The sequence below is a fragment of the Nonomuraea sp. B5E05 genome (assembly GCF_039880665.1).
Lineage (GTDB): Bacteria > Actinomycetota > Actinomycetes > Streptosporangiales > Streptosporangiaceae > Nonomuraea.
The window spans coordinates 304,937-330,336 of record NZ_JBDPMJ010000001.1 but is presented as its reverse complement, the minus strand read 5'-3'; the positions used below and the strand labels follow the sequence as shown (position 1 = coordinate 330,336).

The 25,400-nt window shown below is 69.9% G+C and carries 25 protein-coding genes and 3 pseudogenes; 13 read left to right on the top strand and 15 right to left on the bottom strand.

Translation table 11 applies throughout. The features are described from left to right. Nucleotides 1-283: 283 nt before the first annotated feature. The 6 genes and pseudogenes from ABGB01_RS01555 to ABGB01_RS01530 all read right to left on the bottom strand — a co-directional run bounded on the left by ABGB01_RS01555 (nt 284) and on the right by ABGB01_RS01530 (nt 4,636). Nucleotides 284-1,603, bottom strand: a complete 1,320-nt coding sequence (locus ABGB01_RS01555) for a hemolysin family protein (protein WP_347620170.1) — start codon at nt 1,601-1,603, stop codon at nt 284-286. Beyond that, nucleotides 1,576-2,052, bottom strand: a complete 477-nt coding sequence (ybeY, locus tag ABGB01_RS01550; RefSeq protein ID WP_347641700.1) for an rRNA maturation RNase YbeY — start codon at nt 2,050-2,052, stop codon at nt 1,576-1,578. Before ybeY ends, ABGB01_RS01555 begins: the two co-directional genes overlap by 28 nt. Next, nucleotides 2,042-2,392: pseudogene (locus tag ABGB01_RS01545) on the bottom strand (PhoH family protein); the annotation flags it as partial. The pseudogene ABGB01_RS01545 and the gene ybeY, both read right to left, overlap by 11 nt. Nucleotides 2,393-2,653: 261 nt before the next feature. Next, nucleotides 2,654-2,902, bottom strand: a pseudogene (locus tag ABGB01_RS01540) (LAGLIDADG family homing endonuclease); the annotation flags it as partial. A gap of 567 nt (nt 2,903-3,469) precedes the next feature. Then, nucleotides 3,470-4,174 (bottom strand): annotated as a pseudogene (locus tag ABGB01_RS01535) (PhoH family protein); the annotation flags it as partial. Nucleotides 4,175-4,291: 117 nt separating this feature from the next. Then, nucleotides 4,292-4,636, bottom strand: coding sequence for a histidine triad nucleotide-binding protein (locus ABGB01_RS01530; RefSeq protein ID WP_347769447.1), 345 nt, complete (start codon nt 4,634-4,636; stop codon nt 4,292-4,294). A 281-nt stretch (nt 4,637-4,917) separates the two neighbouring features. Between ABGB01_RS01530 and ABGB01_RS01525 the strand changes: the two genes are divergently transcribed. Together ABGB01_RS01525 and ABGB01_RS01520 are read left to right on the top strand one after the other, a co-directional pair. Further along, entirely contained in the window at nt 4,918-5,430 is a 513-nt protein-coding gene (locus ABGB01_RS01525; RefSeq protein WP_049573205.1) for a SigE family RNA polymerase sigma factor, read from the top strand. After that, a complete protein-coding gene (locus ABGB01_RS01520) occupies nt 5,427-6,074 on the top strand; it encodes a hypothetical protein (RefSeq protein ID WP_347769445.1) in 648 nt (215 codons plus the stop codon). The genes ABGB01_RS01525 and ABGB01_RS01520 overlap by 4 nt, the downstream gene beginning before the upstream one ends. Before the next feature lie 15 nt (nt 6,075-6,089). Here the strand turns inward: ABGB01_RS01520 and ABGB01_RS01515 are convergent, their stop codons facing one another. The 3 genes from ABGB01_RS01515 to hrcA are packed head-to-tail and all read right to left on the bottom strand — an operon-like array spanning nt 6,090 to nt 8,987. Next, complete coding sequence (locus ABGB01_RS01515) at nt 6,090-6,815, bottom strand: 16S rRNA (uracil(1498)-N(3))-methyltransferase (protein WP_347769443.1); 726 nt, start codon at nt 6,813-6,815, stop codon at nt 6,090-6,092. Between the two features lies 1 nt (nt 6,816). Beyond that, nucleotides 6,817-7,962, bottom strand: a complete 1,146-nt coding sequence (gene dnaJ / locus ABGB01_RS01510; protein ID WP_347620176.1) for a molecular chaperone DnaJ — start codon at nt 7,960-7,962, stop codon at nt 6,817-6,819. 11 nt (nt 7,963-7,973) lie between these two features. Beyond that, the gene (gene hrcA / locus ABGB01_RS01505) at nt 7,974-8,987 is read right to left on the bottom strand and encodes a heat-inducible transcriptional repressor HrcA (RefSeq protein ID WP_347769441.1); all 1,014 of its coding nucleotides are present in this window, start codon (nt 8,985-8,987) and stop codon (nt 7,974-7,976) included. A 608-nt stretch (nt 8,988-9,595) separates the two neighbouring features. On the opposite strand from hrcA, the gene ABGB01_RS01500 reads away from it, so the two are divergent. Together ABGB01_RS01500 and ABGB01_RS01495 are read left to right on the top strand one after the other, a co-directional pair. Continuing rightward, complete coding sequence (locus ABGB01_RS01500; RefSeq protein ID WP_347769439.1) at nt 9,596-10,114, top strand: hypothetical protein; 519 nt, start codon at nt 9,596-9,598, stop codon at nt 10,112-10,114. A gap of 17 nt (nt 10,115-10,131) precedes the next feature. Then, a complete protein-coding gene (locus ABGB01_RS01495) occupies nt 10,132-10,938 on the top strand; it encodes a DUF3097 domain-containing protein (RefSeq protein WP_347769437.1) in 807 nt (268 codons plus the stop codon). Between the two features lie 14 nt (nt 10,939-10,952). Here ABGB01_RS01495 and ABGB01_RS01490 read toward each other — a convergent pair whose 3' ends face one another. Beyond that, nucleotides 10,953-12,152 carry an RNA-guided endonuclease TnpB family protein gene (locus tag ABGB01_RS01490; RefSeq protein ID WP_347769435.1) on the bottom strand — a complete coding sequence of 400 codons (1,200 nt, stop codon included), beginning with the start codon at nt 12,150-12,152 and terminating at the stop codon, nt 10,953-10,955. A 143-nt stretch (nt 12,153-12,295) separates the two neighbouring features. Here ABGB01_RS01490 and ABGB01_RS01485 point away from each other — a divergent pair, with 143 nt between their 5' ends. Then, complete coding sequence (locus ABGB01_RS01485; protein ID WP_347769433.1) at nt 12,296-13,312, top strand: DUF4870 domain-containing protein; 1,017 nt, start codon at nt 12,296-12,298, stop codon at nt 13,310-13,312. Here the strand turns inward: ABGB01_RS01485 and hemW are convergent. Continuing rightward, nucleotides 13,309-14,529 (bottom strand): radical SAM family heme chaperone HemW, encoded by a 1,221-nt coding sequence (gene hemW / locus ABGB01_RS01480; RefSeq protein WP_347769431.1) that lies wholly within the window; start codon nt 14,527-14,529, stop codon nt 13,309-13,311. The two genes, ABGB01_RS01485 and hemW, sit on opposite strands and share 4 nt — an antisense overlap. Nucleotides 14,530-14,830: 301 nt before the next feature. Here hemW and ABGB01_RS01475 point away from each other — a divergent pair, with 301 nt between their 5' ends. Together ABGB01_RS01475 and ABGB01_RS01470 are read left to right on the top strand one after the other, a co-directional pair. Next, nucleotides 14,831-15,517, top strand: a complete 687-nt coding sequence (locus ABGB01_RS01475) for a transcriptional regulator (RefSeq protein WP_347769429.1) — start codon at nt 14,831-14,833, stop codon at nt 15,515-15,517. Further along, complete coding sequence (locus ABGB01_RS01470) at nt 15,514-17,124, top strand: pyruvate, phosphate dikinase (protein ID WP_347769427.1); 1,611 nt, start codon at nt 15,514-15,516, stop codon at nt 17,122-17,124. Before ABGB01_RS01475 ends, ABGB01_RS01470 begins: the two co-directional genes overlap by 4 nt. Before the next feature lie 79 nt (nt 17,125-17,203). Here the strand turns inward: ABGB01_RS01470 and ABGB01_RS01465 are convergent, their stop codons facing one another. Both ABGB01_RS01465 and ABGB01_RS01460 read right to left on the bottom strand, forming a co-directional pair. Next, nucleotides 17,204-17,788, bottom strand: a complete 585-nt coding sequence (locus tag ABGB01_RS01465; RefSeq protein WP_347769425.1) for a histidine phosphatase family protein — start codon at nt 17,786-17,788, stop codon at nt 17,204-17,206. A 128-nt stretch (nt 17,789-17,916) separates the two neighbouring features. Then, nucleotides 17,917-18,228, bottom strand: a complete 312-nt coding sequence (locus ABGB01_RS01460) for a hypothetical protein (RefSeq protein ID WP_347769423.1) — start codon at nt 18,226-18,228, stop codon at nt 17,917-17,919. Nucleotides 18,229-18,433: 205 nt separating this feature from the next. On the opposite strand from ABGB01_RS01460, the gene ccmA reads away from it, so the two are divergent. Then, a complete protein-coding gene (gene ccmA, locus ABGB01_RS01455) occupies nt 18,434-19,057 on the top strand; it encodes a heme ABC exporter ATP-binding protein CcmA (RefSeq protein WP_347769421.1) in 624 nt (207 codons plus the stop codon). Further along, the gene (locus ABGB01_RS01450) at nt 19,054-20,637 is read left to right on the top strand and encodes a DUF6297 family protein (RefSeq protein ID WP_347769419.1); all 1,584 of its coding nucleotides are present in this window, start codon (nt 19,054-19,056) and stop codon (nt 20,635-20,637) included. The genes ccmA and ABGB01_RS01450 overlap by 4 nt, the downstream gene beginning before the upstream one ends. A 12-nt stretch (nt 20,638-20,649) precedes the next feature. Here the strand turns inward: ABGB01_RS01450 and ABGB01_RS01445 are convergent, their stop codons facing one another. Continuing rightward, entirely contained in the window at nt 20,650-21,144 is a 495-nt protein-coding gene (locus ABGB01_RS01445) for a GNAT family N-acetyltransferase (RefSeq protein ID WP_347769417.1), read from the bottom strand. Between the two features lie 46 nt (nt 21,145-21,190). On the opposite strand from ABGB01_RS01445, the gene ABGB01_RS01440 reads away from it, so the two are divergent. Next, complete coding sequence (locus tag ABGB01_RS01440; RefSeq protein WP_347620189.1) at nt 21,191-21,496, top strand: hypothetical protein; 306 nt, start codon at nt 21,191-21,193, stop codon at nt 21,494-21,496. Next, nucleotides 21,493-21,909: an acyl-CoA thioesterase gene (locus tag ABGB01_RS01435; RefSeq protein WP_347620190.1), complete on the top strand. Its 417-nt coding sequence runs from the start codon at nt 21,493-21,495 to the stop codon at nt 21,907-21,909. Before ABGB01_RS01440 ends, ABGB01_RS01435 begins: the two co-directional genes overlap by 4 nt. Nucleotides 21,910-21,921: 12 nt before the next feature. Here ABGB01_RS01435 and lepA read toward each other — a convergent pair whose 3' ends face one another. Beyond that, nucleotides 21,922-23,751, bottom strand: a complete 1,830-nt coding sequence (gene lepA, locus ABGB01_RS01430; protein ID WP_347769414.1) for a translation elongation factor 4 — start codon at nt 23,749-23,751, stop codon at nt 21,922-21,924. 55 nt (nt 23,752-23,806) lie between these two features. On the opposite strand from lepA, the gene ABGB01_RS01425 reads away from it, so the two are divergent. Both ABGB01_RS01425 and rpsT read left to right on the top strand, forming a co-directional pair. Beyond that, complete coding sequence (locus tag ABGB01_RS01425; protein WP_347769412.1) at nt 23,807-24,796, top strand: hypothetical protein; 990 nt, start codon at nt 23,807-23,809, stop codon at nt 24,794-24,796. Between the two features lie 151 nt (nt 24,797-24,947). Continuing rightward, a complete protein-coding gene (gene rpsT / locus ABGB01_RS01420) occupies nt 24,948-25,217 on the top strand; it encodes a 30S ribosomal protein S20 (protein WP_347620193.1) in 270 nt (89 codons plus the stop codon). The last annotated feature ends 183 nt before the right edge of the window (nt 25,218-25,400 follow it).

Here is a 25,400-nt window from a genome sequence, read left to right as displayed (position 1 = left end):
CCGGCGAAGCAGCAATCCACCGAAATTCCCACCAACCCGCAAAAAGGGTGTTCTCATCCGGTTTCCTGGACGAGAACACCCTTGCGCCGACCGACGCCACAACCCCCTAGCAGGCCGTGACGCCGTCGCCCCCCGAAGCGCCAGCCTGCCGCGAACCCCATCCGGCTACTGACGCTCCCTGACACCCACCGCACTGGATGTCTTGGTGAGAAGACTGCCGTGCGGAGCTTGCAGACCACTTGTAGAACGCTTGCGGCATCCATCCGTACAGGTCCCGCTCGCGTCACTCCCGCTCGACGGCGGCGGGAACGGCCTCGTCCTCGGGAGGCACCACCCGGCGCACCACCACGGTGCTGATGCGGTTGCGGCGTCCCGCGAGACTCTCGGCGGTCAGCGAGAGCCCGGCCACCTGCGCGTGCGAGCCGGCGATCGGCACCCGCCCGAGCGCGTGGGCCAGCAGGCCGCCCACCGTCTCCACGTCGTCGACCTCGATCTCCGTGTCGAAAAGCTCGCCGAGCTCGTCGACCGGCATGCGCGCGGTCACCCGCATGCCGCCGTCGGGCATGGGCTCGACGCGCGGCGCCTCCTGGTCGTACTCGTCGGTGATCTCCCCGACGATCTCCTCCAGGACGTCCTCGATCGTGACCAGTCCGGCCGTGCCGCCGTATTCGTCGATGACGATGGCGATGTGGATCTGCCTGGCCTGCATCTCCCGCATGAGCTGGTCGATGGGCTTGCTCTCGGGCACGTACGCGGCCGGGCGCATGATGGACTCGACGGTGTCCTTGCCGCCGCCCTCGCCCGACTCGTGAATCTTGCGGGCGATGTCCTTCAGATAGGCGATGCCGACGACGTCGTCCTCGTTCTCGCCCACGACCGGGATGCGGGAGAACCCGCTCCGCAGCGCCAGCGACAGGGCCTGGCTGATCGTCTTGGCGCGCTCGATGTAGACCATGTCGGTGCGGGGCACCATGACCTCGCGCACCAGCGTGTCGCCCAGCTCGAAGACCGAGTGGATCATCTCGCGCTCGTCGGGCTCGATCACCCTGCGCTCCTCGGCCAGGTCGACCAGGTCACGCAGCTCGGCCTCCGAGGTGAACGGCCCGTCGCGGAACCCCTTGCCGGGGGTCAGCGCGTTGCCGAGCAGGATGAGCAGCTTGGGCAGGGGGCCGAAGATGCGGGTCAGGCCGTACACGATCGGCGCGCTGGCCAGCGCGACCGGCTCGGCGTGCTGGCGGCCCAGCGTACGCGGCATGACCCCGACCACCACATAGCTGATCACGATCATCACGACGGCGGCCCAGACGTAGGCCCAGCCCTGGTCGTGCATGAGGTCGATGAACAGCAGGGTGGCGATGACCGTCGCGACCAGCTCGCAGCTCAGCCTGAGCAGCAGCAGCAGGTTGAGGTAGCGCGGCGGGTCGTTGACGATGGCCTGCAGCCGCGCCGCGCCGCGCCGGCTCTCGCGCGCGTATTCCTCGGCGCGCACCCTGGAGATGCGCGTCAGTGCCGTTTCCGCACTGGCGATCAGGCCACCGATGATCACGAGGGCGATGACCAGCAACAACCAGGCGTTCACCGCGAGTTGCGCACCTCCTGCCACGACTCGAGGAGCCGGGCCTGCAAGCCGAACATCTCCTTGTGCTCCTCAGGCTCGGCGTGGTCGTAGCCGAGCAGGTGGAGGATGCCGTGGGTGCACAGCAGCTCCAGTTCGTCGGCGGCGCCGTGACCCGCCTCCGCCGCCTGCCTGGCGGCCACGTGCGGGCAGAGCACGACGTCGCCCAGGAGCGCGGGATCGGCGGCGCCGTCGGCCTCGCCGCGCGCGCCGCCGCCGGGACGCAGCTCGTCCATCGGAAAGGCCAGCACGTCGGTCGGGCCCGGCTCGCCCATCCACTTCTCGTGCAGCTCGGCCATGGTGTCCTCGTCGACCATCACGATGGACAGCTCGGCGAGCGGGTTGATGCCCATCTCGCCGAGCACATGGGCGGCCAGGGCACCGAGGGACTCCTCGTCGACCTCGACGCCGGACTCGTTGTTCAGCTCAATGCTCACGGTCGCTCACCCGCCGCTTCCCCCGCTGCTGGACGGGCTTGAGCTCCTGGGCGGCCCGCGTGGCGTCGTAGCGCCCGTAGGCGTCGACGATGTCGCTCACCAGCTTGTGGCGTACGACGTCGGAGCTGCTCAGCCGGGAGAAGTGGATGTCGGGGATGCCGTCGAGGATCTCCTGCACCACCCGCAGCCCGCTCACCGTGCCCGCGGGCAGGTCGACCTGCGTCACGTCGCCCGTCACCACGATCTTGGAGTTGAACCCGAGCCGGGTGAGGAACATCTTCATCTGCTCGGCCGAGGAGTTTTGCGCCTCGTCGAGGATGATGAACGCGTCGTTGAGGGTGTTGTGCGTCAGCAGGAAGTCCTCGGTGACATAGAGCGAATCTTCTGCCGCCACCTGGATGCACACGCATTCCGCCGTGCCACGCGGCTCGATGCGGTCCACGTAGCGCATGGGGCGGCCGCCACCATGCGCCTTGTAGGTGTCCGCCTTCCGCGACAACCGGAAAGGTTCGATGCTCTCTGGAAGCCGGACGTCGAGAACATACGCATCATGGCGATGACGGACCTGCCTCCCCTTCGCCAGCCCCGGCTTGCGCTCGCTCGACGGACGGGCGCGCCAGTAGACCACTCCCCCGAGGGACTGGACGAGGAAGACCACATCGTCACGGAGCCGTGGCGAGACGGTGGTGAACTGAATCCGGCAGGTGCGGCCCTTCTGGGTGACAGGGCCACCGTCCGCGTCAAGCAGGCCCTGCAGAACCGCGATCCTGATCTCCGGGGTGTTACGGAGATAGACCTCGGGGACGAACTTCGTGCGAGACCCGCAGCCCAACAGGTGCAGTTGACGCATGACGTCAGTCACGGGGTTGGCGATGGTCATGCTGTCCCCGGGCTGCCTCACCCGGTTGAGCACATAGTCGGGCCCTCCCCGCCACCTCGTCTGCACGCCAGGAAGAGCACGCTCCAGTGCCTCCACCAACTCTGGGTCGTTCGTCGCGAAGCTCGGGGTCGTGGACCCGGTGACGCACCCGTCTCCCAGGAGCAACCCGAGTGCGTAGGGGTCCATGGGAACGTCGCGCTCAGGGAAGCAGACCGGCGCGCTGAGCACCGGCAACTCCCACTTCCGGTAGTGCGCCGTCCGCAGGTCGCCGATCATCTCCTTCGTCTCCAACACCCGCCACGGCTTTCCGCGACTGGCGTCGTCACGAGTGCGGACGGCCCAGAGGTGGTCCTCGCAGGCGAGCACCGAGGCACCGTCCTGGCTGTAAAGCCGGTAGATCTTCTTCTCTCCCTGCGGATAAACGCCCAGCACAGGAGTCGGCTCACCGTTGGATCCGATGACAAGGTCACCGACCTCCAACTCCCCTATAGAGCGGAAACCCTCCGGAGTCAGAACGCCCGTTCCAGTCGGCATCGCGCGACCCCGCATGTACGCGAGTGGCGCGACCTCGATCGTGCCCGCGGCCATCAGCTTGGGGATCGAGTCGGGGTCGATCATGTCGTGCAGCGCGTCGTAGAGCGGCCGCAGGTAGGGGTCGATCTTCTCGTAGAGGGTGCCGGGCAGGAAGCCGAGCCGCTCTCCCGCCTCGACCGCGGGCCGGGTCAGGATGATCCGGTTGACCCGCTTCTCCTGCAGCGCCCGCACGGCCTTGGCCATCGCGAGATAGGTCTTGCCGGTGCCGGCTGGGCCGATGCCGAACACGACGGTGTGCTTGTCGATCGCGTCGACGTAGCGCTTCTGGTTGACCGTCTTCGGCCGGATCGTGCGGCCGCGGGAGGAGAGGATGTCGAGGGAGAGCACCTCGGCGGGGCGGTCGGAGGTCATGCGGAGCATGGCGATGCTGCGCTCGACCGCGTCGGGCGTGAGCTCACCGCCGCTGCGCAGCACCTCGACGAGCTCCTCGAAGAGCCGCACCACGGTGCCGCTCTCGTCGGGAGAGCCCGTGACGGTGATCTCGTTGCCGCGTACGTGGATGTCGGCCTTGAAGGCGGCCTCGATGACGCGAAGCAGCTCGTCACGGGAGCCGAGGAGGCTGACCATTGGGTATTCGTCCGGAATCAGCACCTTGGCTTGTGTGCGCGAGGGAGGTGCCGTGCGTCGGGATTCGTGTAGTTCGGACATGGGCAGGCCAGCGGCCTGATGCCTCCCGGTCTCTTTCGGTGTCTTCTGAGCCCATCGTATCCGGGACGACGCCGAATGCTCGCGTCAATATCACCGGGTTGGGCAGCAGAGGTCCGGCTAACCCGGCGGCCACGTCAGTGCACGCCCGCCCAGGACGTGGGCGTGCACGTGGAAGACGGTCTGCCCGGCGCCCGGCCCGGTGTTGAACACCACGCGGTAGCCCTCCTCGGCCACGCCCTCCATGACGGCCACGGCGTGGGCGGCCTTGAGCACCTCGTCGGCCAGCCCGTCGTCGGCGTCGGCGAGCGCCGCCGCGTCGGAGTAGTGGCCCTTCGTGATGACCAGCACGTGGGCGGGGGCCTGCGGGTTGATGTCGCGGAACGCCAGTGCCCTGCCGGTCTCGTAGACGATCTCGGCCGGGATCTCCTTGGCCACGATTTTGCAGAAGAGGCAGTCGTTCACACCGGTACCCTATCGACAGCCTCGCCGTCAGAAGTCCGTTGCGAATCGGTAATCAGCTGTGTCGTGCGCAGGAAGATCCACGCGGTTAGGGTGAGTGTGCGACACTTCAGCAAAAAAGAACACGATTCAGGGTCGGGCGAGCGCCACCTGGCGAGGAACACGACTGGGTAATGCACCCTAAGGAACCGGGGAAACCTCAAGAACCGGAAGAGCGTAAACCCTCTGGGAAGGCCGCGCGTCCCACTGATGTGACCACCGAAACCCTTCTGGCCGACAGGTCGATGGGGGCGGTGCCGGTCGGGTGGGATGCCGACATGGCCGTTACCGCGCTCTACAGCGCGCATTTCCGGTCGTTGGTGCGTCTCGCTGTGTTGCTGGTGCGCGATATGGCAACCGCTGAGGAAGTCGTGCAGGATGCGTTCGTCGCCATTCATGGCGCATGGCGTAGGCTGCGTGATCCCGACAAAGCACTCGCCTACCTGCGTCAATCCGTCGTCAACCGGTCCCGCTCCGTGCTGCGTCACCGCGCGGTCGTCGAGAAGTACGCTCCCAAGGGCCTGCCTGACGCCCCGAGCGCCGAGAACGGCGCGATCGGCGAGCTGGAACGCTCCGCCGTCATCGAGGCGTTACGAGCCCTGCCGACCCGACAGAGAGAAGCACTGGTCCTACGCTATTACGGTGATCTGTCCGAAGCTGAGATCGCTCACGCCATGGGCATCAGCAAGGGGGCGGTCAAGAGCCACACCGCTCGTGGCATGGCCGCGTTGCGATCCGTTCTGGAGAAAATGTCATGACCCAGCCCCCCGACGAGTACGGCGACGCGCTGCGTCGTGCGCTCCGTGCGGAGGCGGATGCGGTCGTGCCCTCGCCGGAAGGACTGGAGATCATCCGTGCCCGCATCGAGCGGCGCGGCGTTCGTAACCTGTTCTGGTGGCGCGCGGGGGCGGCCGCCGCCAGTGCCCTTCTCGTGGCGGGGACGATCGTGATGATGGTTCCCGGGCTGCGCTCTCAGATCACCGAGGAGAGCCCCGTCCAGCCCGCCGGTGTCGAGTCCTCCGAGGTCCCGTCCAACTCCTCCACCACCCGCTCGCAGGAGCCTCCGCCGAAGAAGCCCGTCCCCTCGCGCTCCGAGGTCGTCTTCGTGCCGCCCGAGTCGAAGTCCCCGACGCCGCGGACCTCGAAGACGGCCGACTCGACCAGGGCGCCGTCGCCCTCGTCCAGCCCCACGCCCACCACGTGCCCGCCGGCGACCGTCGTACCGGCCGAGCCGGCGCCCGACTGCCCCACGAGCACCCCCAGTCCGACGCCCACCCCGGAAGAGACGTCCATGGAGCCCACGGCGTGCCCGATGGAGGAGTGCCCGCCGGGCGACGTCGTGGAGGAGACGCCCACCGGCGGCAGCAGCCCGCTCCTCGACGCCTCCCAGCCGGCGCCCTGACGGCCCTCAGAGGCCCTACCAGCGCCCCGTACGCGTCATCAGCACGGCCGCCGCCGCCACACCCGCCGTGGACGTACGCAGGACCGTGGGCCCCAGCAGCACCGGCACGGCCTTCGCCGCGCGGAACCTGTCGAGTTCGTCCGCGGAGACGCCGCCCTCAGGCCCCACGACCACCACGATGTCGCCGCCCGCCGGCAACTCCACGCCCGACAGCGGCTCGGCCGCCTCCTCGTGCAGCACCAGCCCCAGCGCCGCCTCCGACAGCAGCCGCTCGACGTGCGAGGTGGAGGCGAGGTCGGCGACCTCGGGCAGGCGGAACCTGCGGGCCTGTTTGCCCGCCTCACGTGCCGTGGACCGCCAGCGCCCCAGCGCCTTGGCGACCTTGTCGCCCTTCCACTGCGTGACGCTCCGGGCGGCCGACCACGGCACGATGACGTCGACGCCCGCCTCGGTCATCATCTCGACCGCCAGCTCGCCCCTGTCGCCCTTGGGCAGCCCCTGGACGACGACCAGCCGCCGGCTGGGCGGCTCGACGGTGTGCCGGCCGATCACGTCGAGCCTGAGCGCGTCCTTCAGCACCTCGCGTACGACGCACTCGGCGACGGAGCCGGCGCCGTCGGTCAGGTCGACCCGCTCGCCGGCCCGCAGGCGCCTGACAGAGGCCGCGTGGCGCCCCTCCGGGCCGTCGAGCGTCAGCTCCGTGCCGTCCAGCTCCCGCGACAGGAAGACGGGGACGGTCACGTCACCTGCCGTTGAAGGCGTCGCGCAGGCGGGAGAAGAAGCTCTGCTGCCCGGGGGCGAACTTGCCGGGAGGCCGCTCCTCGCCGCGCTGCCTGGACAACTCGCGCAGCAGCTCCTCCTGCGCCGTGTCGAGGCGGGTCGGCGTCTCGACGTTGACGTGGATCAGCAGGTCGCCCCTGCCGGACTCGTTGAGCCGCTGCACGCCGCGCCCGTACATCGTGATGACCTGGCCCGACTGGGTGCCCGGGCGGACGTCGATCTCCTCGGCGCCGTCGAGCGTCTCCACCGTCAGCACCGTGCCCAGCGCGGCGGCCGTCATCGGGATCTGCACGGTGCAGTGGAGGTCGTCGCCGCGCCGTTCGAAGATCTCGTGAGGCCGCTCGACGATCTCGAGGAACAGGTCTCCGGGCGGGCCGCCTCCGGGACCGACCTCGCCCTCGCCGGCGAGCTGGATGTGGGTGCCGTCCTCGACGCCCGCGGGGATGCGGACCTTGATCGTCCGCCGGGTGCGCACCCGGCCGTCGCCCGAGCACTCCTGGCAGGGGTTGCGGATGATGGTGCCGAACCCGCCGCACTGCGGGCACGGCCGCGAGGTCATGACCTGGCCCAGGAACGAGCGGGTGACTTGGGAGATCTCGCCGCGCCCGTTGCACATGTCGCACGTGTCGGGGTGGGTGCCGGCCGCCGCGCCCGCGCCCTGGCACACCTCGCAGATCACGGCCGTGTCGACGACCAGCTCGCGGGTGGTGCCGAACGCGGTCTCGCGCAGGTCGAGCTCGACCCTGATGGTGGCGTTGCGGCCCCTGCGGGCACGCGAACGGGGGCCCCTGGCGCCGGCCGCGGTGCCGAAGAAGGCGTCCATGATGTCGCTGAAGGGGAAACCCGCGCCGAACCCGCCGGCTCCGGCGCCCGCACCCGCTCCGGCGCCGCCGAAGGGGTCGCCGCCCAGGTCGTACATCTGGCGCTTGTTCGGGTCGGACAGCACCTCGTAGGCCTGCGTGATCTCCTTGAACCTGTCCTGGGTCTCAGGATCGGGGTTCATGTCGGGATGCAGCTCGCGGGCGAGCCGGCGGTAGGCCTTCTTGATCTCGTCCTGACTGGCGTCAGGGCGCACCCCGAGGGTGGCGTAATAGTCGCTGTTTGCCACTTATCGACCTCTTAAGATGCAGCCAGGATCTGGCTGACGTAGCGTGCCACCGCGCGCACGGCGCCCATCGTCACTGGATAATCCATCCTCGTGGGTCCCAGCACCCCGAGCCGGGCCAGTTGGTTGTCGCCAGAACCGTATCCGGTCGCGACGATGGATGTGCCCCGCAGGTAGGGGTTTTCCGAGCCGATGCGCACGGTGAGCGCGGACGGGGTGTCGGACGTGGTCTCGCCGAGCAGCCGCATGAGCACCACCTGCTCTTCCAGCGCCTCCAGCACGTCGCGGAGGCCGGTGGAGAAGCCGGCGCCGGCGAGGTTGGCCGCCCCGGCGAACACGATCTTCTCGTCGTGCCGCTCCACCAGGGTCTCGAGCAGCACCGACAGGATCGTCGCCACGACGGGCCGGTCTTCGGCGGGCAACCGTTCGGGCAGGTCGGCCACCAGGTCAGGCACGCTGGCCAGGCCGCAACCGTCGAGGCAGGAGTTGAGCACGGCGCGCAGGTGCGCGATCCGCGCCTCCTCCACCACCTCGGGCAGCTCGATGACCCGCTGCTCGACGCGGCCGGTGTTGGTGATCAGCACGAGCATGACCCGCCGGTCGTTCAGCGGGACGAGCTCGACGTGCCGCACCGTCGAACGGGTCAGCGTCGGGTATTGCACCACCGCCACCTGCCTGGTCAGCTGCGCGAGCAGGCGAACCGTGCGGGTCACCACGTCGTCGAGGTCGACCGCGCCCGCCAGGAACGTCTCGATCGCCCGGCGCTCGGCCCCCGACAGCGGCTTGACCTGCGAGAGCCGATCGACGAACAGGCGGTAGCCCTTGTCCGTCGGCACCCGGCCCGCGCTGGTGTGCGGCTGAGTGATGTATCCCTCCTCCTCCAGCGCCGCCATGTCGTTCCTGACCGTCGCCGGGGAGACCTTCAGATTGTGGCGATCGGCCAGCGCCTTGGAACCCACCGGTTCGTTGGTCGACACGTAGTCTTCGACAATGGCGCGGAGCACCGCCAGCTTCCGTTCGTCAAGCACGCGCTCACCTCCTGCCCTCGTGCCATGGGGAAAACACAGGCTCTAGCACTCTGTGTTCCCGAGTGCCAAGTGTACGGCTCTCGCCCACAAGGTGCGATAACACCGTGTCCCGTCCCGCTTCTAGCTTCCAGGAAGGGACAGGCCTCACACTTGCGCACATGACCGACGATTCCCAGCCCCCGTCGTCCAACCAGCCGCCAGGGCAGGATCCCGACCAAGGTCAGCCCCAACGCCCGCAGTACGGCCCGCAACCAGGCTCCCAGCCGGGCCACACCCCCCAACCAGGCTCCCAGCCCGGCTACGGCCCTCAGCCGAGCTCCCAACCCGGCTACGAGCCTCAGGCGGACTCACAGCCTGGTTACAGTCCGCCGCCTCAGTTCGGGCATCCATCGCCACCCTATGATCAGCCCTCGGGCTACGGTCAGCCTTCGCCGCACGGGCAACCGCCCTACCACAGCGGGCCGTACGCGCGACAGCCGCACCACAGCCAGCCCGGGCCGTACGCGCAGCAACCCCGGTACGGCCCGCAACCCCCGTTCGGCCCGCAGCCGCAGTACGGACCTGATGGCAGGCCACCCCGGTTCCCGCCCCGCATCGACCCGAAGGCCGTGACGCCGCCCCTGTGGTGGCTGGCAGCCGTCTGGGGCGTGGCCGCCGTGTGCCTGATCACCGCCGCCGTCATGTTCGGCGGCGGGACCGGCGCGTCCGGCCTGGCGCCGACCAAGGCGTTCGCGTCCGGCGAAAGCGTCACGGTGCCGATCGACCCCGCGGACAGACCGGCCGTCTACATCGCCAGCGACACGGCCGTCCACTACTCGTGCGAGATCTCCGGACCGGCCAGGCTGGCCAAGACCACGGGCCTTCCGAGGGTCACGGAGGGTGGCACGGTCTGGCAGCAGTTCCTCGTCATCAACGCGCCCGCCAGGGGCGACTACCGGCTGATCTGCACCCATCAGGAGCAGGCCGCCGTACGGTACGGCATCGGGAAGGACGCTTCCTCCACGGGCGGCGGGACGACCACCCCGTTGCTGATCGGCGGCGCGGGGCTGCTCGCCGCCGTCATCGGCACGGTCGTCGTCCTGGCAGGCCGGGGTGCGTCGCGCAGGCGCCTTGCGGTCGGCGGGTGATTTGCTACCGTCCCCGTGTGTACGAGGGCGATGTACTGGCGGGGAATTGGCGTCGGCCGGGCAAGGGGAAGATCCCGAAAGTGCCCGCCGAGCTGGAGCTCGTCGTGGAAGACGCCGACAGCGGCTTCTGCGGCGCCGTCGTGGCCTGCGACAAGGAGGCCGTCACGCTCGAAGACCGGTTCGGCAAACGCCGGCTGTTCCCGCTCGCGCCCGCGGCGTTCCTGCTCGAGGGCAGGCCCGTGACACTCGTACGCCCGGCGGCGGCCCCCACGGGCGCCAAACGCAGCGCGTCGGGCTCGATCGCCGTCCAAGGGCTGCGGGCCAGGGTGGCCAGGGAGAGCAGGATCTACGTGGAGGGCGTGCACGACGCCGCCCTCGTGGAGAAGATCTGGGGTCACGACCTGCGGGTCGAAGGGGTCGTGGTCGAATATCTGGAGGGCGTGGACGATCTTCCCGCCATCGTGGCGGAGTTCGGTCCCGAGCCTGGCCGCCGTCTCGGAGTGCTGGTCGACCACCTCGTGCCCGGCTCCAAGGAGAGCCGGATCGCCGCCGAGATCACATCACCGGACGTGCTGGTCGTGGGGCACCCCTACGTCGACATCTGGCAGGCGGTCAAACCGTCCGTGCTGCGCATCCCCGGCTGGCCGGACGTGCCGCGCGGAGTGCCTTGGAAGGAAGGCGTGATCGCGGCCCTGGGCTGGCGCATGGAGCCCGCGCAGGCATGGCGGCGCATCCTCGGCGCCGTCTCGAGCTACACCGACCTGGAGCCGGAGCTGCTCGGCCGGGTCGAAGAACTGATCGACTTCGTGACGGAGGCATCTTGACTTCCTCCCCACGCCTAAAGGCGGGGGATTCCAACCTTCACAGGTTGGGTTTCCTGCTTCGTGGGCGACTGCACCCGGGCGGACCCGGAGTGTCTGACATCACCTCCACAGGCAGACACGGCAAGACCTGCCGCCAGGATGTTCTTCGCGGCGTTGACGTCCCTGTCATGCAGGGTGCCGCAGCCCGGACAGGTCCACGTCCGGGTGGAGAGCGAGAGCGTTGCGAGCAGGTGTCCGCAGTCGGAGCATGTCTTCGAGCTGGGGAACCAGCGGTCCACGACGATCAGGTGGCGTCCGTACTTGGCCGTCTTGTATTCGAGCATGCGGCGGAAGGTGCCCCAGCCGCAGTCGGAGATGGCCTTGGCCAGGCTCCGGTTGCGGACCATGTTCTTCACGGCCAGGTCTTCGATCACGATCACGTCGTGGTCGCGGACCAGCCGCGTCGAGGTGCGGTGCAGGAAGTCCGCCCGGGACGCGCGGACCTTGCGGTGGGCGCGGGCGACCTTGGCTTTCGCCTTGGCCCGGTTGTTCGAGCCGCGCTGTTTACGGGCCATCCGGCGTTGGTAGCGGGCCAGGTTGCGTTCTCGTTCGGCCAGGCTGCGAGGGTTGGCGATCTTCTCGCCGCCGGATGTGACCACGAAGTCCTTGACCCCCAGGTCCACGCCGAGCACGCCGCCGGCAGGGGCGGCCTGATCCGGGTCGTGGGCCTCGGCGGCGAAGCTGACGTACCAGCGTCCGCACGGGTCGCGGGAGACGGTCACCGTGGACGGGTTGATCGTGGCCGGGTCGATGTCCGGCCACGACCACACGAACGCCAGTCGCGTGTTCATCTTGGCCAGGAACAGTTGCCCGTCGCGGTAGCGGAACCCGGAGCGGGTGTATTCGGCGCCCTGGCGGCCGGTGCGGGACTTGTAGCGCGGATATCGGGCGCGTCCGGCGAAGAAGTTGGCGAACGCCTTCTGCTGAGTGCGCAGCACCTGCTGAAGCGGGACCGAGGACACCTCGTTCAGCCAGGCGAACTCCTCGGTCCGCTTGAGCTGGGTGAGGAAGGCGTTGGCCTGCGGCACGTTCGTGGATGCCCGTTCGGTGTGCCAGCGGCGGTGCCGCCAGGCGAGCGTCTGATTCCACACCACGCGCACACAGCCGAACGTGCGGTTGAGCACCGCTGCCTGTTCGGGGGTCGGGTAGGCCCGGCACTTGTACGCCGTCCGCACACTCAAGATCTTAGCAGCCGACTCCACGTCTGCTTAACGCCATTCCGCCTTGACGGCGGACTGACGTCCTGTGCGCCGCTACGCGGCAGGTTCGCTTTCCTCCCCCGGGCTGAAGCCCGGGGTCTCCAGCGAAGGAACGAGAGATGAGCCAGGATCCCCAGCCGCCGCCCGACGACGAACGCACCCGCAAGGTGTCCGCGTCGGACCTCCAGCCGGACCACGGCTCCGGCCCTCAGCCCCCGGCCCCCGGCCACCACCCGGGTTACGGCGGCCAACCCGGCTCCCACCCCGGCTACGGCCCTCAGCAGGCCTCCCAACCCGGCTACGGCCCTCAACCAGGATCCCAGCCCGCATACGGCGACCAACCCGGATACGGATCCCAACCGCAATCCCAGCCCGCATACGGCGGCCAGCCCGGATACGCTTTGCAACCCGGTTCCCAGCCCGGCTACGGCGGGCAGCCCGGCCATACGGGCCAGCCGGGCTACACCGGCCAGCCCGGGTACGGCAGCCAGCCCGGGTACGGCCCGCAGCCCGGGTCCGAGCCCGCCTACGGCGAGCAGCCCTACGGCCGGATGCCCGACTCCGAGCCCATCTACGGACCCCAGCCGCCCGGCTACGGCGGGCAGCCAGGCTATGGGGGGCAGCCCGGGTACGGGGAGCAGCCAGGCTACGGCGGGCAGCCCGGCTACGGTCCGCCTCCCGGTTACGCACCGCCGCCCGGCCAGGGCCAGGCCCCGGGATACGGCGCTCCCCCGCCCGGCTACGGCCCCTCCCCCGGCCACGCCTACCCCGGAGGCTCCCGCGAGCCGTACGTCCCCGGCCGTTACGGCCCTCGCCCGGGGACCGACGACACCTCGCTGGCGATGATCGCGCACCTTCTGGGCCTGCTGGCCTCCTGGATCGGTCCGCTGGTCATCTACCTCATGAAGAAGGACGAGTCGCCGTACGTGCGGGACCAGGCGGCCGAGGCGCTCAACTTCCAGATCACGATGTTCATCGGCTATCTCATCTCGAGCATCCTGATGATCGTCTTCGTCGGCATCCTGCTGCTGCCGGTGGTCTGGATCGTCTCGTTGATCTTCCACATCCAGGCGGCCATGGCCACGAACAAGGGACAGATGTACCGCTATCCGTTCGCCATCCGCATGATCACCTAGACGAGCAGATCCCTGATGAGGGCGTCGGCCAGCAGCCGCCCCTGGAGCGTGAGCACCATCAGCCCCGACCTGAACGGCCCGGGCTCGAGCAGCCCCCGCGCCAGCGCGCTCGCCACAGCGGGACGCGCGGCGGGCGCGACCTCGGCGAGCGGGTAGCCGGACGCCAGCCGCAGCTCCAGCATCAGGCGTTCGGCGTCGCGGTCGCCGGTGTCCAGCACCTCGCGGGCATGCGCGGGCGAGACGCCGCCGGCCAGCCGCTGGGCGTAGGCGGCCGGGTGTTTGACGTTCCACCAGCGGGTGCCGCCGACGTGGCTGTGCGCGCCGGGACCGGCGGCCCACCAGTCTCCGCCGGTCCAGTAGAGCAGGTTGTGCCGGCAGCGCGCCGCGTCGGAGGTGGCCCAGTTGGACACCTCGTACCAGCGGAAACCTGCCTGCGACAACTTCTCGTCGGCGATCAGGTAGCGGTCGGCGGCCACGTCGTCGTCGGGCATCGGCAGCTCGCCCCGCCGGATCCTGGCCGCCAGCCTGGTGCCGTCCTCGACGATCAGCGAGTACGCCGACACGTGGTCGGGCCCGGCCTCGATCGCCGCGTCCAGCGAGGCCCTCCAGTCGTCGTCGGACTCGCCGGGCGTGCTGTAAATCAGGTCGAGGTTGACGTGCTCGAACCCGGCCGCCCGCGCCTCCCGCACGGCCGCGGCGGCCCGCCCCGGCGTGTGCCCGCGGTCGAGCACCTGGAGCACGTGCTCGCGGACGCTCTGCATGCCGAAGCTGACCCGGTTGAACCCGCCATGGCGGAGCTTGTCGAGGGAGGACGGGGTGACGGACTCCGGGTTGGCCTCGGTCGTCACCTCGGCCCCCGGCCGGAGCCCGAACTCCGAGCCGATCGCGCTCAGGATCCTGGCCAGGTCTTCCGGAGGCAGCAGTGTGGGGGTGCCCCCGCCGAAGAACACCGTCCCCACCGGCAGCTCGGCCGTGCCCAGGACGCGGCGCGCGAGCCGGATCTCCTCGACGACCGTGTCGGCGTAGTCGCGGTGGGAGGCGCCGGGGCCGAGCTCGGCGGCGGTGTAGGTGTTGAAGTCGCAGTAGCCGCAGCGGGTGACGCAGAACGGCACGTGCACGTAGAAGCCGAACGGACGCTCGCCGAGCCCGCTCAGCGCGCTCGCGGGCAGCTCGCCCGTGGCGGGCGCGGGATCGCCGTCAGGCGGGGTGGATGGCACGCCTTCCAGTCTGCCCGCCCCGCGGGAGTGCTCCGGCTTCGGGCGTTGACGAAGCGCTCGTCGCCATGCCCTTCAGATGACAACATCATCTGGATTGTGAGAGCATCTCAATCATGTTCTGGCGGGAAGAAGCGGTAGAGATACGGCCGGCACGGATCCGGCAGGCGCGGGAACGCGCAACGGCGGCGAGGCGGGAGCCCATCGAGCAGGGCTCACGGGCGGAGACCCGGCGCGCGGTGGACGACGGAGCCATGACGGCAGCCGACACCGCACACGGCGCGCGGTCGCGAAGGACCACACCATGAGCCGGCCCGCACCTGGTGACCCGGCACGGCACGCGGTCGAGAAGGGCAACTCCGTGAGCCGGCCCGCACCTCGCCGCACCGAGACCGGGCTGCTCGTGCTCCATGCACTGCGCTGTGTCGGCCATGCCGGCCTCACCCGTGTGGCCGCGGCCACGGGCATGGACGAGTCCGAGGTCGAGTCCGAGCTGATCGATCTCGCGGTCGCCGGTCTCGTCACGCATCTGGCCGACGGGTTCAACGTATGGGGCCCGACGGATGCCGGCCGGGTCGCCGACGCCGAGTGGATCACCGATGAGCTCGAATCAGGTGGCGCGCGTCCCGCTGTCACCGCGGCCTACGAGCGCTTTCTCGTACTGAACCCGGAACTGCTCGATCTCTGCACGGCCTGGCAGCTGAGGCCCATCGACGGCGTCATGACCGTCAACGACCACAGCGACCCCGCGTACGACACTCGCGTCCTCGACCGGTTCTCCGCCCTGGACCAGCGGGCCGCGGTCGTCTGCGCCGAACTGGCCGCGGCGTTGCCGCGCTTCGGCCGCTATCGAACCCGCCTGACCGAAGCCCTTGATCGTGCCCACTCGGGCGAGCTGGAGTACGTGGCCGACCACGTCGCCGCCTCCTACCACACCGTGTGGGCCCAGCTTCACGAGGACCTGCTCGCGACGCTCGGGATCCCCCGGTGAGGTGGGTCCGGCCGCTGTCCGCGCGGGCCGAGGAGCCTGCGGAGGTTCTCGGGGCCAAAGCACGCGGCCTCGTGGTCCTGCACCGTCTGGGGTTGCCGGTGCCCGCCGGGTTCGTCGTCACCGTCGAGGCATGCCGGGCGTTCATGCGTGAGGGCCGTCTTCCCGCCGGACTGGACGGGGAGCTCGCGATCGCCATGACCGGCCTGGAGGCCGCGACGGGACGCAGGTTCGGCGGGGCTCAGGCGCCGTTGGCCGTGTCGGTACGCTCCGGGGCGAGCGTGTCGATGCCCGGCATGATGAACACCATCCTGAATCTCGGCCTCACGACCGCAGCGTCAGCGGGATTGGCCGCCGAAACCGGCGACGCGCGGTTCGCGCTGGACTCGCGGCTGCGGTTCTTGTCGAGCTTCGCGTCCGCGATCACGAACACCGACGCCATGGGAGTGGCCGCCGACCCCGGCGGAGCCCCAGGCGACGGGGACGCACAACTGATCGAAGCGGTCGAGGAGCTCATCCGGCAACGAGCCGGCCGGCCGATCCCTGACGACGCGGCCGAGCAGCTGGAGCTGGCGGTCGAGGCCGTCTTCTCGTCGTGGGACGCACCTCGGGCGCGTACGTACCGCGAACTGCATAACATCCCGCACGATCTCGGCACAGCCGTGATCGTGCAGGCGATGGTGTACGGGAACCGTGACGACCGCAGCGGCACCGGAGTCGCCTTCAGCCGTGACCCCAACACCGGGGAGAACATCCCGTACGGTGACGTCCTGTTCAGGCGCCAGGGCGAAGACGTCGTCTCAGGCCGATCGCCGACCCGTCCCCTGCACGAACTCGCCGGCCGGGAACCGGCCGTGTGGACCGCCCTGATCGAAGCCCTGCGCCGGGTCGAGGGGCATTACCGCGATGCGTGCTACGTCGAGTTCACCTTCCAGGCCGGCGAGCTGTGGCTGTTGCAGGTCCGGCCCGGCCGGTTCGTCGGAGGCGCCGCCGTTCGCGTCGCGACCGAACTCGCCGACGAGTGCCTCATCACCCGGCGAGAAGCGCTGCTCAGGGTCTCACCACGCCATCTGCGGCACGTCCGCACGCCCCGCATAGCGGCCTCGGCGAAGGCTGACATCGTGGCCCGGGGAGTGGGAGCCTGTCCCGGAGTCGCGGCAGGCAAGGTGGCGACCACGACCGAAGCGGCGGTGCGCATGGCCGCCGACGGTCCGGTCATCCTGGTGCGCCCGGAGACATCCCCGCACGACATGCGCGGCCTGGCCGCCGCCACGGGCATCGTCACCGCGCGCGGCGGGTCGGCCAGCCACGCCGCGGTCGTCGCACGGGCGATGGGAAAGCCCGCCGTCGTCGGCGTCGCCGGCCTCGTCGTCGATGTCGCCGCCGCCTCATGGAGAGCCGATGGGCACACCGTCAGCGAAGGCACCCTCGTCACCATCGACGGGACCAGCGGCGAGGTCGCCCTCGGCAGCCCTCCCGTCTCCACGGACGCGGCCGACGCCCACCTGCGCCGGCTCCTCGCCTGGGCGGACGACGTGTCGGGCGATCACTCCGAACGCGAGGAGGCCCAACGCCTCACCGCCGCCCACGCCACCCTCCGTCACGACTAGCGCGCCGGCTCCGAGCCACGTCCTCACCAGGGCGGGACCCGCGGGAGAACGCCACCCGGAGTCGGGGCCCCGCCGTCTCTCACGGCCGGACGCTCGGCCCGAATCCGGTCCAGCGCAGGTCGGCCGGAAGGTGACCCATGTCGTTGTAGAGCAGCACGGCCGGCGCGGCGCCGTCGTAATAGTCGATCGCGGTCAGCGCCGTGTTGCCGCAGCCCAATCCCAGCCACCGAGCCGGCGGTGCGTCGAGGGCCTGCCGCACCAGCCAGGCGACCTGGTAGGCATGCGTGACCAGGACCTCGTGGGTCTCGGTCTCTGCAGGGCGCGCGAACCGATCGATGAGGGCATCCGCGAGTCTCGCGCCCGCGGCCGCCTCCGCGGCGTCGTAGCCATCGAAGAAGCCCGCCCACGCCGGCGGTATGTCCTCCGGCACGTGTGGCACATGGTCGACCAGCTCGGCCGCTTCGCGCACGGGAGCCGCCAGACGCTCGCCGATGATCTGCGCTGAGCGCACCGCCCGGGACAGGGGCGAATGCCACACCGCATCGACCGGCAGGCGGGCGAGCCGCTCCGCCACCAGGTGCGACTGCCGCTCCCCCACGTCGGTGAGCTTCCCGAACGGGTCGGCTGCGCCATGCCTCACCACGTACAGATGCCGAGTCGCCATCACGATCCCTTCAGATGTTTTCAACATCCCGATGTCATGAACATTCTAAATGAGATCGCCGCACGCCAGGAATCAGGCGTCCTTGAACATCCCTTGGATGGCTGCGCAGGAACCACCTCAAGACCTGGCTAGCAGCCACCCTCCGGCGCTCCCGGGTTGAGCTGCGACTCCGCGTCGAAGCCCGCCAGCTGTAACAACGTCTCCAGCGCCGCCTGCCTGGACTCCTCGACCGAGTCACCCCGCTCACCGAAACACTCGGCCGCCACGTCGAGCACCGCCGTCAACACGGCCGCGTCGGGATAGGGCACATCGACGAGCACCGTGCCGTCATCACCCTCCTCCCCTGGCGAGCCCAGATGGTGCCGCAGCAACCTCCGGGTCTCCTCAGCCACAGCGACCCCCAGCACCGCAGCACGCTCGAACCGCTCAGAAGCGATCACGTCACCCTCCCATCGCACAGGTGTTCGGTATCGAAGGTAGAGGGCGGCACCGACAGAATCCCTTACGCACACGGCGATCGCCGCCCTCCAGGACGGTGCTCGCACCCTCCGCGCCCACACGGCATCGCCGCCGCACGGGATGGCCATCTCCACACGGCGACGGTCCGCGTGCCGCGCGGCCCGCGCGATTGGGTACCCTCGAACGGTGTACGAGCCGATCATCGAAGTGACAGATCTCGCGGTGGAACTGGGCGCCAATCCCGTGCTGCGGGATATGCGGCTGACCGTGGCGCCGGGCGAGATCGTGGCGGTGGTCGGCCCCAACGGGTGCGGCAAGTCGACGCTGCTCCGCTGCCTGGCCGGCCTCCAGCCCGCCACGTCCGGCGAGGTCCGGGTGTTCGGGGAGCCGCCGGCCGACGACGCCCGTTTCTGGGCCCGGGTCGCACTGCTGGGCGACGAGCCGGCCTGGTATCCCGGGCTCACCGCTCGCGAGCACCTGGAGCTGATGGGCGCGGTGCACGCCACGCCCCGCATGGCCGTGGACACGGCGCTCGACGTGTTCGACCTGGTGGAGCGGGGCGACGCGGTTCCGCTGAACCTGTCCACCGGCCAGCGCCAGCGCCTCTGCCTGGCCGCCACTCTGCTCAGGCCGAGCACGCTGCTCCTGCTCGACGAGCCGGAACGCGGGCTCGACTCCGCCTTCCGTTCGCGACTGGCCGGGCTGCTCGGCGACTACGCGGCCGAGGGCGGCACCATCGTCATGGCCACGCATGACGAGGGCCTGGCCTCGCACGCCCGCCAGGTCTCTCCCTCAGGAGTCACCACATGACAGGCCCGCACCCGCCCCAGATGTCCGGATCCGAGACCGGCGTGCGGTCCGTACGCGCCTACCTGCGTTCGCGCGGCCGCGCCCCCGTGAGCCTGGCCGATCGCTATGTCACCGTGTTCGGGCTGGCGATGCTGGTCGCCGTGGCCGGTCAGCCCATCTCCACCATGGTCGGCGGTTTGGCCGGATCCGCCGAGCCCGGTCGCATGGGGGCGGGCGTGGCCCTGGTGGCGCTGGCCATGGCCGGTTTCCTGGCCGCCGCGAGGGCGGCTGGGCCGGTGCTGCTGCCCGCCCCCGACGCGACCTGGCTGCTGCTCTCCCCGCTGCACCGGCGGCATCTGCTCGGCCGCACGGCGCGGGCGCTGACCGCGGTGGCGGTCGTGGCCGGTCTCCTGCTGGGACTCTGCACGCTGGCCGTGCTGGGCGCGCCCGACCAGCTCGTGTGGCGGCTGCTCGCCGCGCTGGCGCTCGGCGTCTCGGCGGCGGTGGGCGGGATGGCGCTGGCGGTGCTCGGCCAGGCCTTCCCGTCGTGGCAGGTCTGGCTGACCGCCGCGATCGCCGCGCTGGTGGTGCTGGCCGTGGTGGCCATGAGCGGTCAGCTGCGTTCGGCGCTGGCGATCGCGGCGGGCGCGCCGCCGCCCGTGGTCGCGGCCGCCGTCGCGGGCGGCGCCGTAATCTCTGGGCTGCTGGCAGGGCGGGCGTGGGCGGCGCTCGGCCGGATCCCCGCGCGCACCCTGGTCAGCGCCTCCACCCGGGCGGGCCATGTGGCCAACGCGACCGTGACCCTCGACCCCGGCGCGCTGACCTGGATCGCCGAGGACAACCACTGGCGGGCCAGGAAACTCGGCTCGCGCCGCTGGCCGTCGTTGCCCGCCCCGCTCGCTCTGGCCTGGCAGGACTGGCTCCGCCTGGCCCGCAGGCCCCGGCGGCTGGCGACCATGACGGCGACGGCCGCACTGCCCGCCGTGCTGGCCCAGGCGGGCGTCACGAGCGTGGCGCTCTGGGCTGCCGTGCTGGCGGGGGCGCTGGCCGTGGCCTGCACCGGCGTGACGGGGGCGCGCAGAGACAACGACAACCCGGCCATGGCCCGGCTGATCGGCGTGGGCCGGCGCCCGGCGCTGGCGGCCCGCGCCGTGCTTCCCACGCTGCTGAGCACCGCCTGGACGACCCTGGCTCTGGCCGGGCCGGCCCTGATCGCCGGCGGCTTCCCTGGAGCGGAGGCCGTGGCCGGCGGGGCGTGGGCAGGGGAGGCCGTGACCGGCGGGCCGTGGTCTGGGGCGTGGTGGTTGCTCGGGCCGCTGGTGGCTCCCGCCCTCGCGGCAGGGGCGCTGCGGATGGCCAGGCGCAGCCCCGTCGATCATTCCATGCCGGTGATCGACACCCCGGCCGGCTCGATCCCGACCGGGCCGCTGATCTGGGCGGTCACGGGTGCGGATCTGGCCGTGCTGGGATGCCTGCCCGCCCTGTCGGCGCCGCTGGTTCCCGCGAACGGCCTGGGCGCCCTCCTCGCGACTCAGGGCGTGGCGAGCGCGCTGGTCCTGGCGGGTTACGTGCTGCGCGCCGGCACGCGCAAGGCAGGGTAGTCCCTTCGCTGCTCAGGCGACGTACACGTCGCTCGGCACGCCCCCGTACGGGATCGTGCGGTCCTTGCGCATGCCCGCCTTCTCGGCCACCTTCCGCGACGGCTCGTTGACCTCGCGGATCACCGCCACGACCGGGCCGCCCAAGCCCTCTCCCACCCGCAGCGCCGCCTTGGCCAACTCCAGCGCGTATCCCTGCCCCCATGCCGACGGCCGGAAGCGGTAGTACAGGTTGAGCACCTCTTCCCGGTCCACGACCGCGCGGCGCAGGCCGCCGAAGCCGAGCACATGCGACTCTCCCGTGCGGCGCACCGCCCAGTAGCCGAGCCCTCGCTCTTCCCAGTCGGCCAGCCACAGGTCCAGCATGGCCCGGCTGGACTCCACGTCGGTCACGGGACCGTCGGGGTGGTAGACGCTCGTCCGCGGATCCGAGTGGATCTCATGGACGGCGTCGAGATCGTCGGCGGTGACACGGGAGAGGACCAAGCGTGCCGTCCGTACCACTTCCACCCTTACAGGGTAATATGTAAAATCGCTGAGCAATTGAGACCGATTGATGGGCGATGTGATGGACGTACCGAAGCTCCAATCCTCGTTGCGGCTCATCGCCCGCGGGCTGGAAGAGCTGGCCGCCGCGCTGGGCGAGCCGGAGTCGAGCGAGGACGAGCGCACGGCACGCGTCATCGAGGAGTGGGGGCGGCGCGGGCTCACCCAGAAGGAGGCGTCGGCGCTGTTCCAGCGGCACGGATTCGCCCCGCAGACGACGGGCGGGTGGGCGCGCGGCGACTGGGTGGAGATCGGCGATGACGGCCTGCGCTATCTCACCGCCCGATCACTCGCCTGGCTGGAGGAACGATCATGACCTTTTCGGTGCGCATCGCCGTGCGCGGCTACGAGCTCGACGGGCAGGGCCACGTCAACAACGCGGTCTATTTCCAGTACGGTGACCACGCCCGCTGGGAGTGCCTGCGCGAGGCCGGCATCTCGGTCGACGACCTGTGGGACGACGGCATCGGCCCCGTGACCCTGGAGAACACCATCCGCTACCACCGCGAGCTGCGCGCCGGCGACGAGGTCGAGGTGACGTGCGCGTTCGAGTGGGGCGAGGGGAAGACGTTCCGGGTCAGGCAGGAGTTCAGGAAGCCCGACGGTGAGCTGGCGGCGGAGATGACCGGCGTCGGCGGGCTCATGGATCTCCAGGCCCGCCGCCTGCTCGACGACCCGAAGAACCGCTGGCGCGCGCTGGCGCGGACACCGGCCGTGCTCGGGTTGTAGGGCCGCGGAGGCCTACTTCTTGGCCTTGTCGGTGCTGGAGTCGGTGGACAGCGCGGCGACGAAGGCCTCCTGCGGCACCTCGACGCGGCCGACCATCTTCATCCGCTTCTTGCCTTCCTTCTGCTTCTCCAGCAGCTTGCGCTTACGGGAGATGTCGCCGCCGTAGCACTTGGCCAGGACGTCCTTGCGGATGGCGCGGATGTTCTCGCGGGCGATGACCCTGGCTCCGATGGCCGCCTGGATCGGCACCTCGAACTGCTGCCTCGGGATCAGCTCGCGCAGCTTCTTCGCCATGTCGACGCCGTAGGCGTAGGCCTTCTCCTTGTGGACGATCGCGCTGAAGGCGTCGACCGGCTCGCCCTGCAGCAGGATGTCGACCTTGACCAGCTCGGACTCCTGCTCGCCCGCGGGCTCGTAGTCGAGCGAGGCGTAGCCGCGGGTGCGCGACTTCAGCTGGTCGAAGAAGTCGAAGATGATCTCGCCCAGGGGGAGCGTGTAGCGGATCTCGACCCGGTCTTCCGACAGGTAGTCCATGCCGAGCAGCTGGCCGCGCCGCCCCTGGCAGATCTCCATGATCGCGCCGATGAACTCGGCCGGCGCCAGGAGCGTGGACTTGGTGACCGGCTCGAAGACCTGCGCGATCTTGCCTCCGGTGGGGAACTCCGACGGGTTGGTGACGGTGAGCTCCTTGCCGTCCTCCATGACCACGCGGTAGACCACGTTGGGCGCCGTGGAGATCAGCGACAGCCCGAACTCCCGCTCCAGGCGCTCACGGACGATCTCCATGTGCAGCAGCCCGAGGAACCCGACGCGGAAGCCGAAGCCGAGCGCGGCCGACGTCTCCGGCTCGTAGACCAGCGCGGCGTCGTTGAGCTGCAGCTTGTCGAGCGCCTCGCGCAGCTCGGGATATTGGTCGCCGTCGATCGGATAGAGCCCGGAGAACACCATCGGCTTGGGGTGGTCGTAGCCGGCCAGCATCTCGGGAGCGGGCTTGGCCGCGGCCGTCACCGTGTCGCCGACCCGTGACTGGCGCACGTCCTTCACACCCGTGATCAGGTAGCCCACCTCGCCGACGCCCAGCCCGAGCTCGGCGACCTTGGGCTCGGGCGAGATGACGCCGATCTCCAGCGTCTCGTGGGTGGCCATGGTGGACATCATGAGGATGCGCTCGCGCTTGCCCAGGTGGCCGTCCACGACCCGGACGTAGGTGACGACGCCGCGGTAGGTGTCGTAGACCGAGTCGAAGATCAGCGCGCGGGCGGCCGCGTCGGCGTCGCCGACCGGCCCCGGCACGGTCGCGACCACGTGGTCGAGCAGCTCACGCACGCCCTCACCCGTCTTGCCCGACACCTTGAGCACGTCGGAGGGGTCGCAGCCGATCAGGCCCGCCAGCTCCTCGGCGAACTTCTCCGGCTGGGCCGCGGGCAGGTCGATCTTGTTGAGGACCGGGATGATGTGCAGGTCGGCGTTCATGGCCAGATAGAGGTTGGCCAGCGTCTGCGCCTCGATGCCCTGGGCCGCGTCGACCAGCAGGATCGCGCCCTCGCACGCCTGCAGCGACCGCGACACCTCGTAGGTGAAGTCGACGTGCCCCGGCGTGTCGATCATGTTGAGCACGTGGCCGTCCCACGGGAGCCGCACGGCCTGCGACTTGATCGTGATGCCGCGCTCGCGCTCGATGTCCATCCTGTCGAGATATTGAGCGCGCATGGAGCGCTCGTCGACCACCCCGGTGATCTGCAGCATCCGGTCGGCAAGGGTCGACTTGCCGTGGTCGATATGCGCGATGATGCAGAAGTTGCGGATCAACGCGGGGTCGGTCTGGCCAGGCTGAGTGCGCACCGAAGTCCGTTTCGACAGGGTTGAATCAAGCAGTCTTTCATGGTGACATGCCCGGATGAATGCCCGGACCGTCATTCGCCACGGCCTGCGCCTGCTCGCGCTTGCCGCGGCCATCGTGCTGGCGCTGGTCGGCCTGATCGCCGCCGCGCTCCGCATCCAGTTTACCGGTGACCCGGCCGCATGGGCGAAGAGCACGGGCCATGACGCCCTGTGGCTGGGCCATGCGTGGGTCGACGGGCGGCGCACCGAGCGCGACGTCGAGCGGCTGGCCGTACGGCTGCGCGCCACGGGGATCAAGGACGTGTACGTCCACTCGGGCCCTTTCGAGATGGATGGTCGATTAGATCCAGCTAAATACCCCAGCGCCCGACATTTCGTTACGTGGATGCGCGAGCATCTCCCGGCCGTCCGCATCTCCGCCTGGCTCGGCCAGTCCGTCGACGACGCCCTCGACCTCGACGACCCCAAGGCCCGCCAGAACGTGCTGGCCGGCGTCGCCGCCATCATGAAAGAGGGCTACGACGGCATCCACTACAACTTCGAGCCCATCGGCGACGGCGACACCGAATTCCTGCGGCTCCTCGACGAGACCCGGCGGCACACGCGACTGCTGTCCACCGCCAGCCCGCAGATCGAGCCCTACCCCGGCATGCGCCTGACGGCGAGGGCCGTCCTGGGCCACGACAAATACTGGTCATCGGGCTACTTCACCCAGGTCGTGAACCGGGTCGACCAGGTCGCGATCATGACGTACGACTCGGGCACCCCGCTGCAGTCGCTCTACGGCGGTCACGTGGTCAGGCAGTCGGAGCTGGCCCTCGACCTGGTGCCCGGCGACACGTCGCTGTTCATCGGCGCCCCCGCCTACCACGACCACGGCCTGGCCTGGGCCGACAACGCCGAGAGCGTCGAGATGGCCGCCGAGGGCGCCAAGCTGGCCCTGTCGGAGCACGGCCGCCGCGAGCGCTTCGGGCTGGCCCTCTACGTCGACTTCGCCGCCACGGAGGACGACTGGCGGGAGTACATGACGCGCTGGATGGCCTGAGCTCCCGTACACTGATGGACGGACCCATTCTCCCAGGCCGTTGATTTGAGCAGCCGCCTGGGTTATTGGTAATCTGTTCAACTGCGTGTGGCGCGCCCTCTCATCGAGCCCGCGCGCCCCATCCATCACTGACTTTCACCGAGGCTTCTTCGTGGCGAACATCAAGTCCCAGATCAAGCGCAACAAGCAGAACGAGAAGGCTCGCCTGCGCAACAAGGCGGTCAAGTCGTCGCTGAAGACGGCCGTCCGCAGGTTCCGCGAGGCCGCCGAGCAGGGCGACGTCCAGCAGGCCGTCGCGCTGCAGCGGGCCGCCGCCCGCCAGCTCGACAAGGCCGTCAGCAAGGGCGTCATCCACAAAAACCAGGCCGCCAACCGCAAGTCCGCGATCGCCAGGCAGGCCGCGGCGCTGTCCGCCAAGTAACGCAGCAGCAGAGACGCCGCATCCCTCTGAGGGATGCGGCGTTTTCCGTTTGCCAGACTTTTGTCACAGTTTCGATATCACACGGGCGTCGCCGCCTCGTATCGGCTCCGTCACCGTTGCAAAGATCACCTTGCCCTCCGTCCCGCGGGTACCCGACAGTGCAGCTAATCGGGCAAAAGGGGG

Bases quoted from the DNA above. Each gene is read 5' to 3' on its own strand.
- ABGB01_RS01475 (WP_347769429.1), top strand. From the start codon at position 14,831: ATGAGCCGGCCCGCACCTGGTGACCCGGCACGGCACGCGGTCGAGAAG.
- ABGB01_RS01450 (WP_347769419.1), top strand. From the start codon at position 19,054: ATGACAGGCCCGCACCCGCCCCAGATGTCCGGATCCGAGACCGGCGTG.
- ABGB01_RS01520 (WP_347769445.1), top strand. From the start codon at position 5,427: ATGACCCAGCCCCCCGACGAGTACGGCGACGCGCTGCGTCGTGCGCTC.
- ABGB01_RS01425 (WP_347769412.1), top strand. From the start codon at position 23,807: ATGAATGCCCGGACCGTCATTCGCCACGGCCTGCGCCTGCTCGCGCTT.
- ABGB01_RS01465 (WP_347769425.1), bottom strand. From the start codon at position 17,788: ATGGCGACTCGGCATCTGTACGTGGTGAGGCATGGCGCAGCCGACCCG.
- ABGB01_RS01435 (WP_347620190.1), top strand. From the start codon at position 21,493: ATGACCTTTTCGGTGCGCATCGCCGTGCGCGGCTACGAGCTCGACGGG.
- ABGB01_RS01525 (WP_049573205.1), top strand. From the start codon at position 4,918: ATGGGGGCGGTGCCGGTCGGGTGGGATGCCGACATGGCCGTTACCGCG.
- ABGB01_RS01485 (WP_347769433.1), top strand. From the start codon at position 12,296: ATGAGCCAGGATCCCCAGCCGCCGCCCGACGACGAACGCACCCGCAAG.
- ABGB01_RS01440 (WP_347620189.1), top strand. From the start codon at position 21,191: ATGGGCGATGTGATGGACGTACCGAAGCTCCAATCCTCGTTGCGGCTC.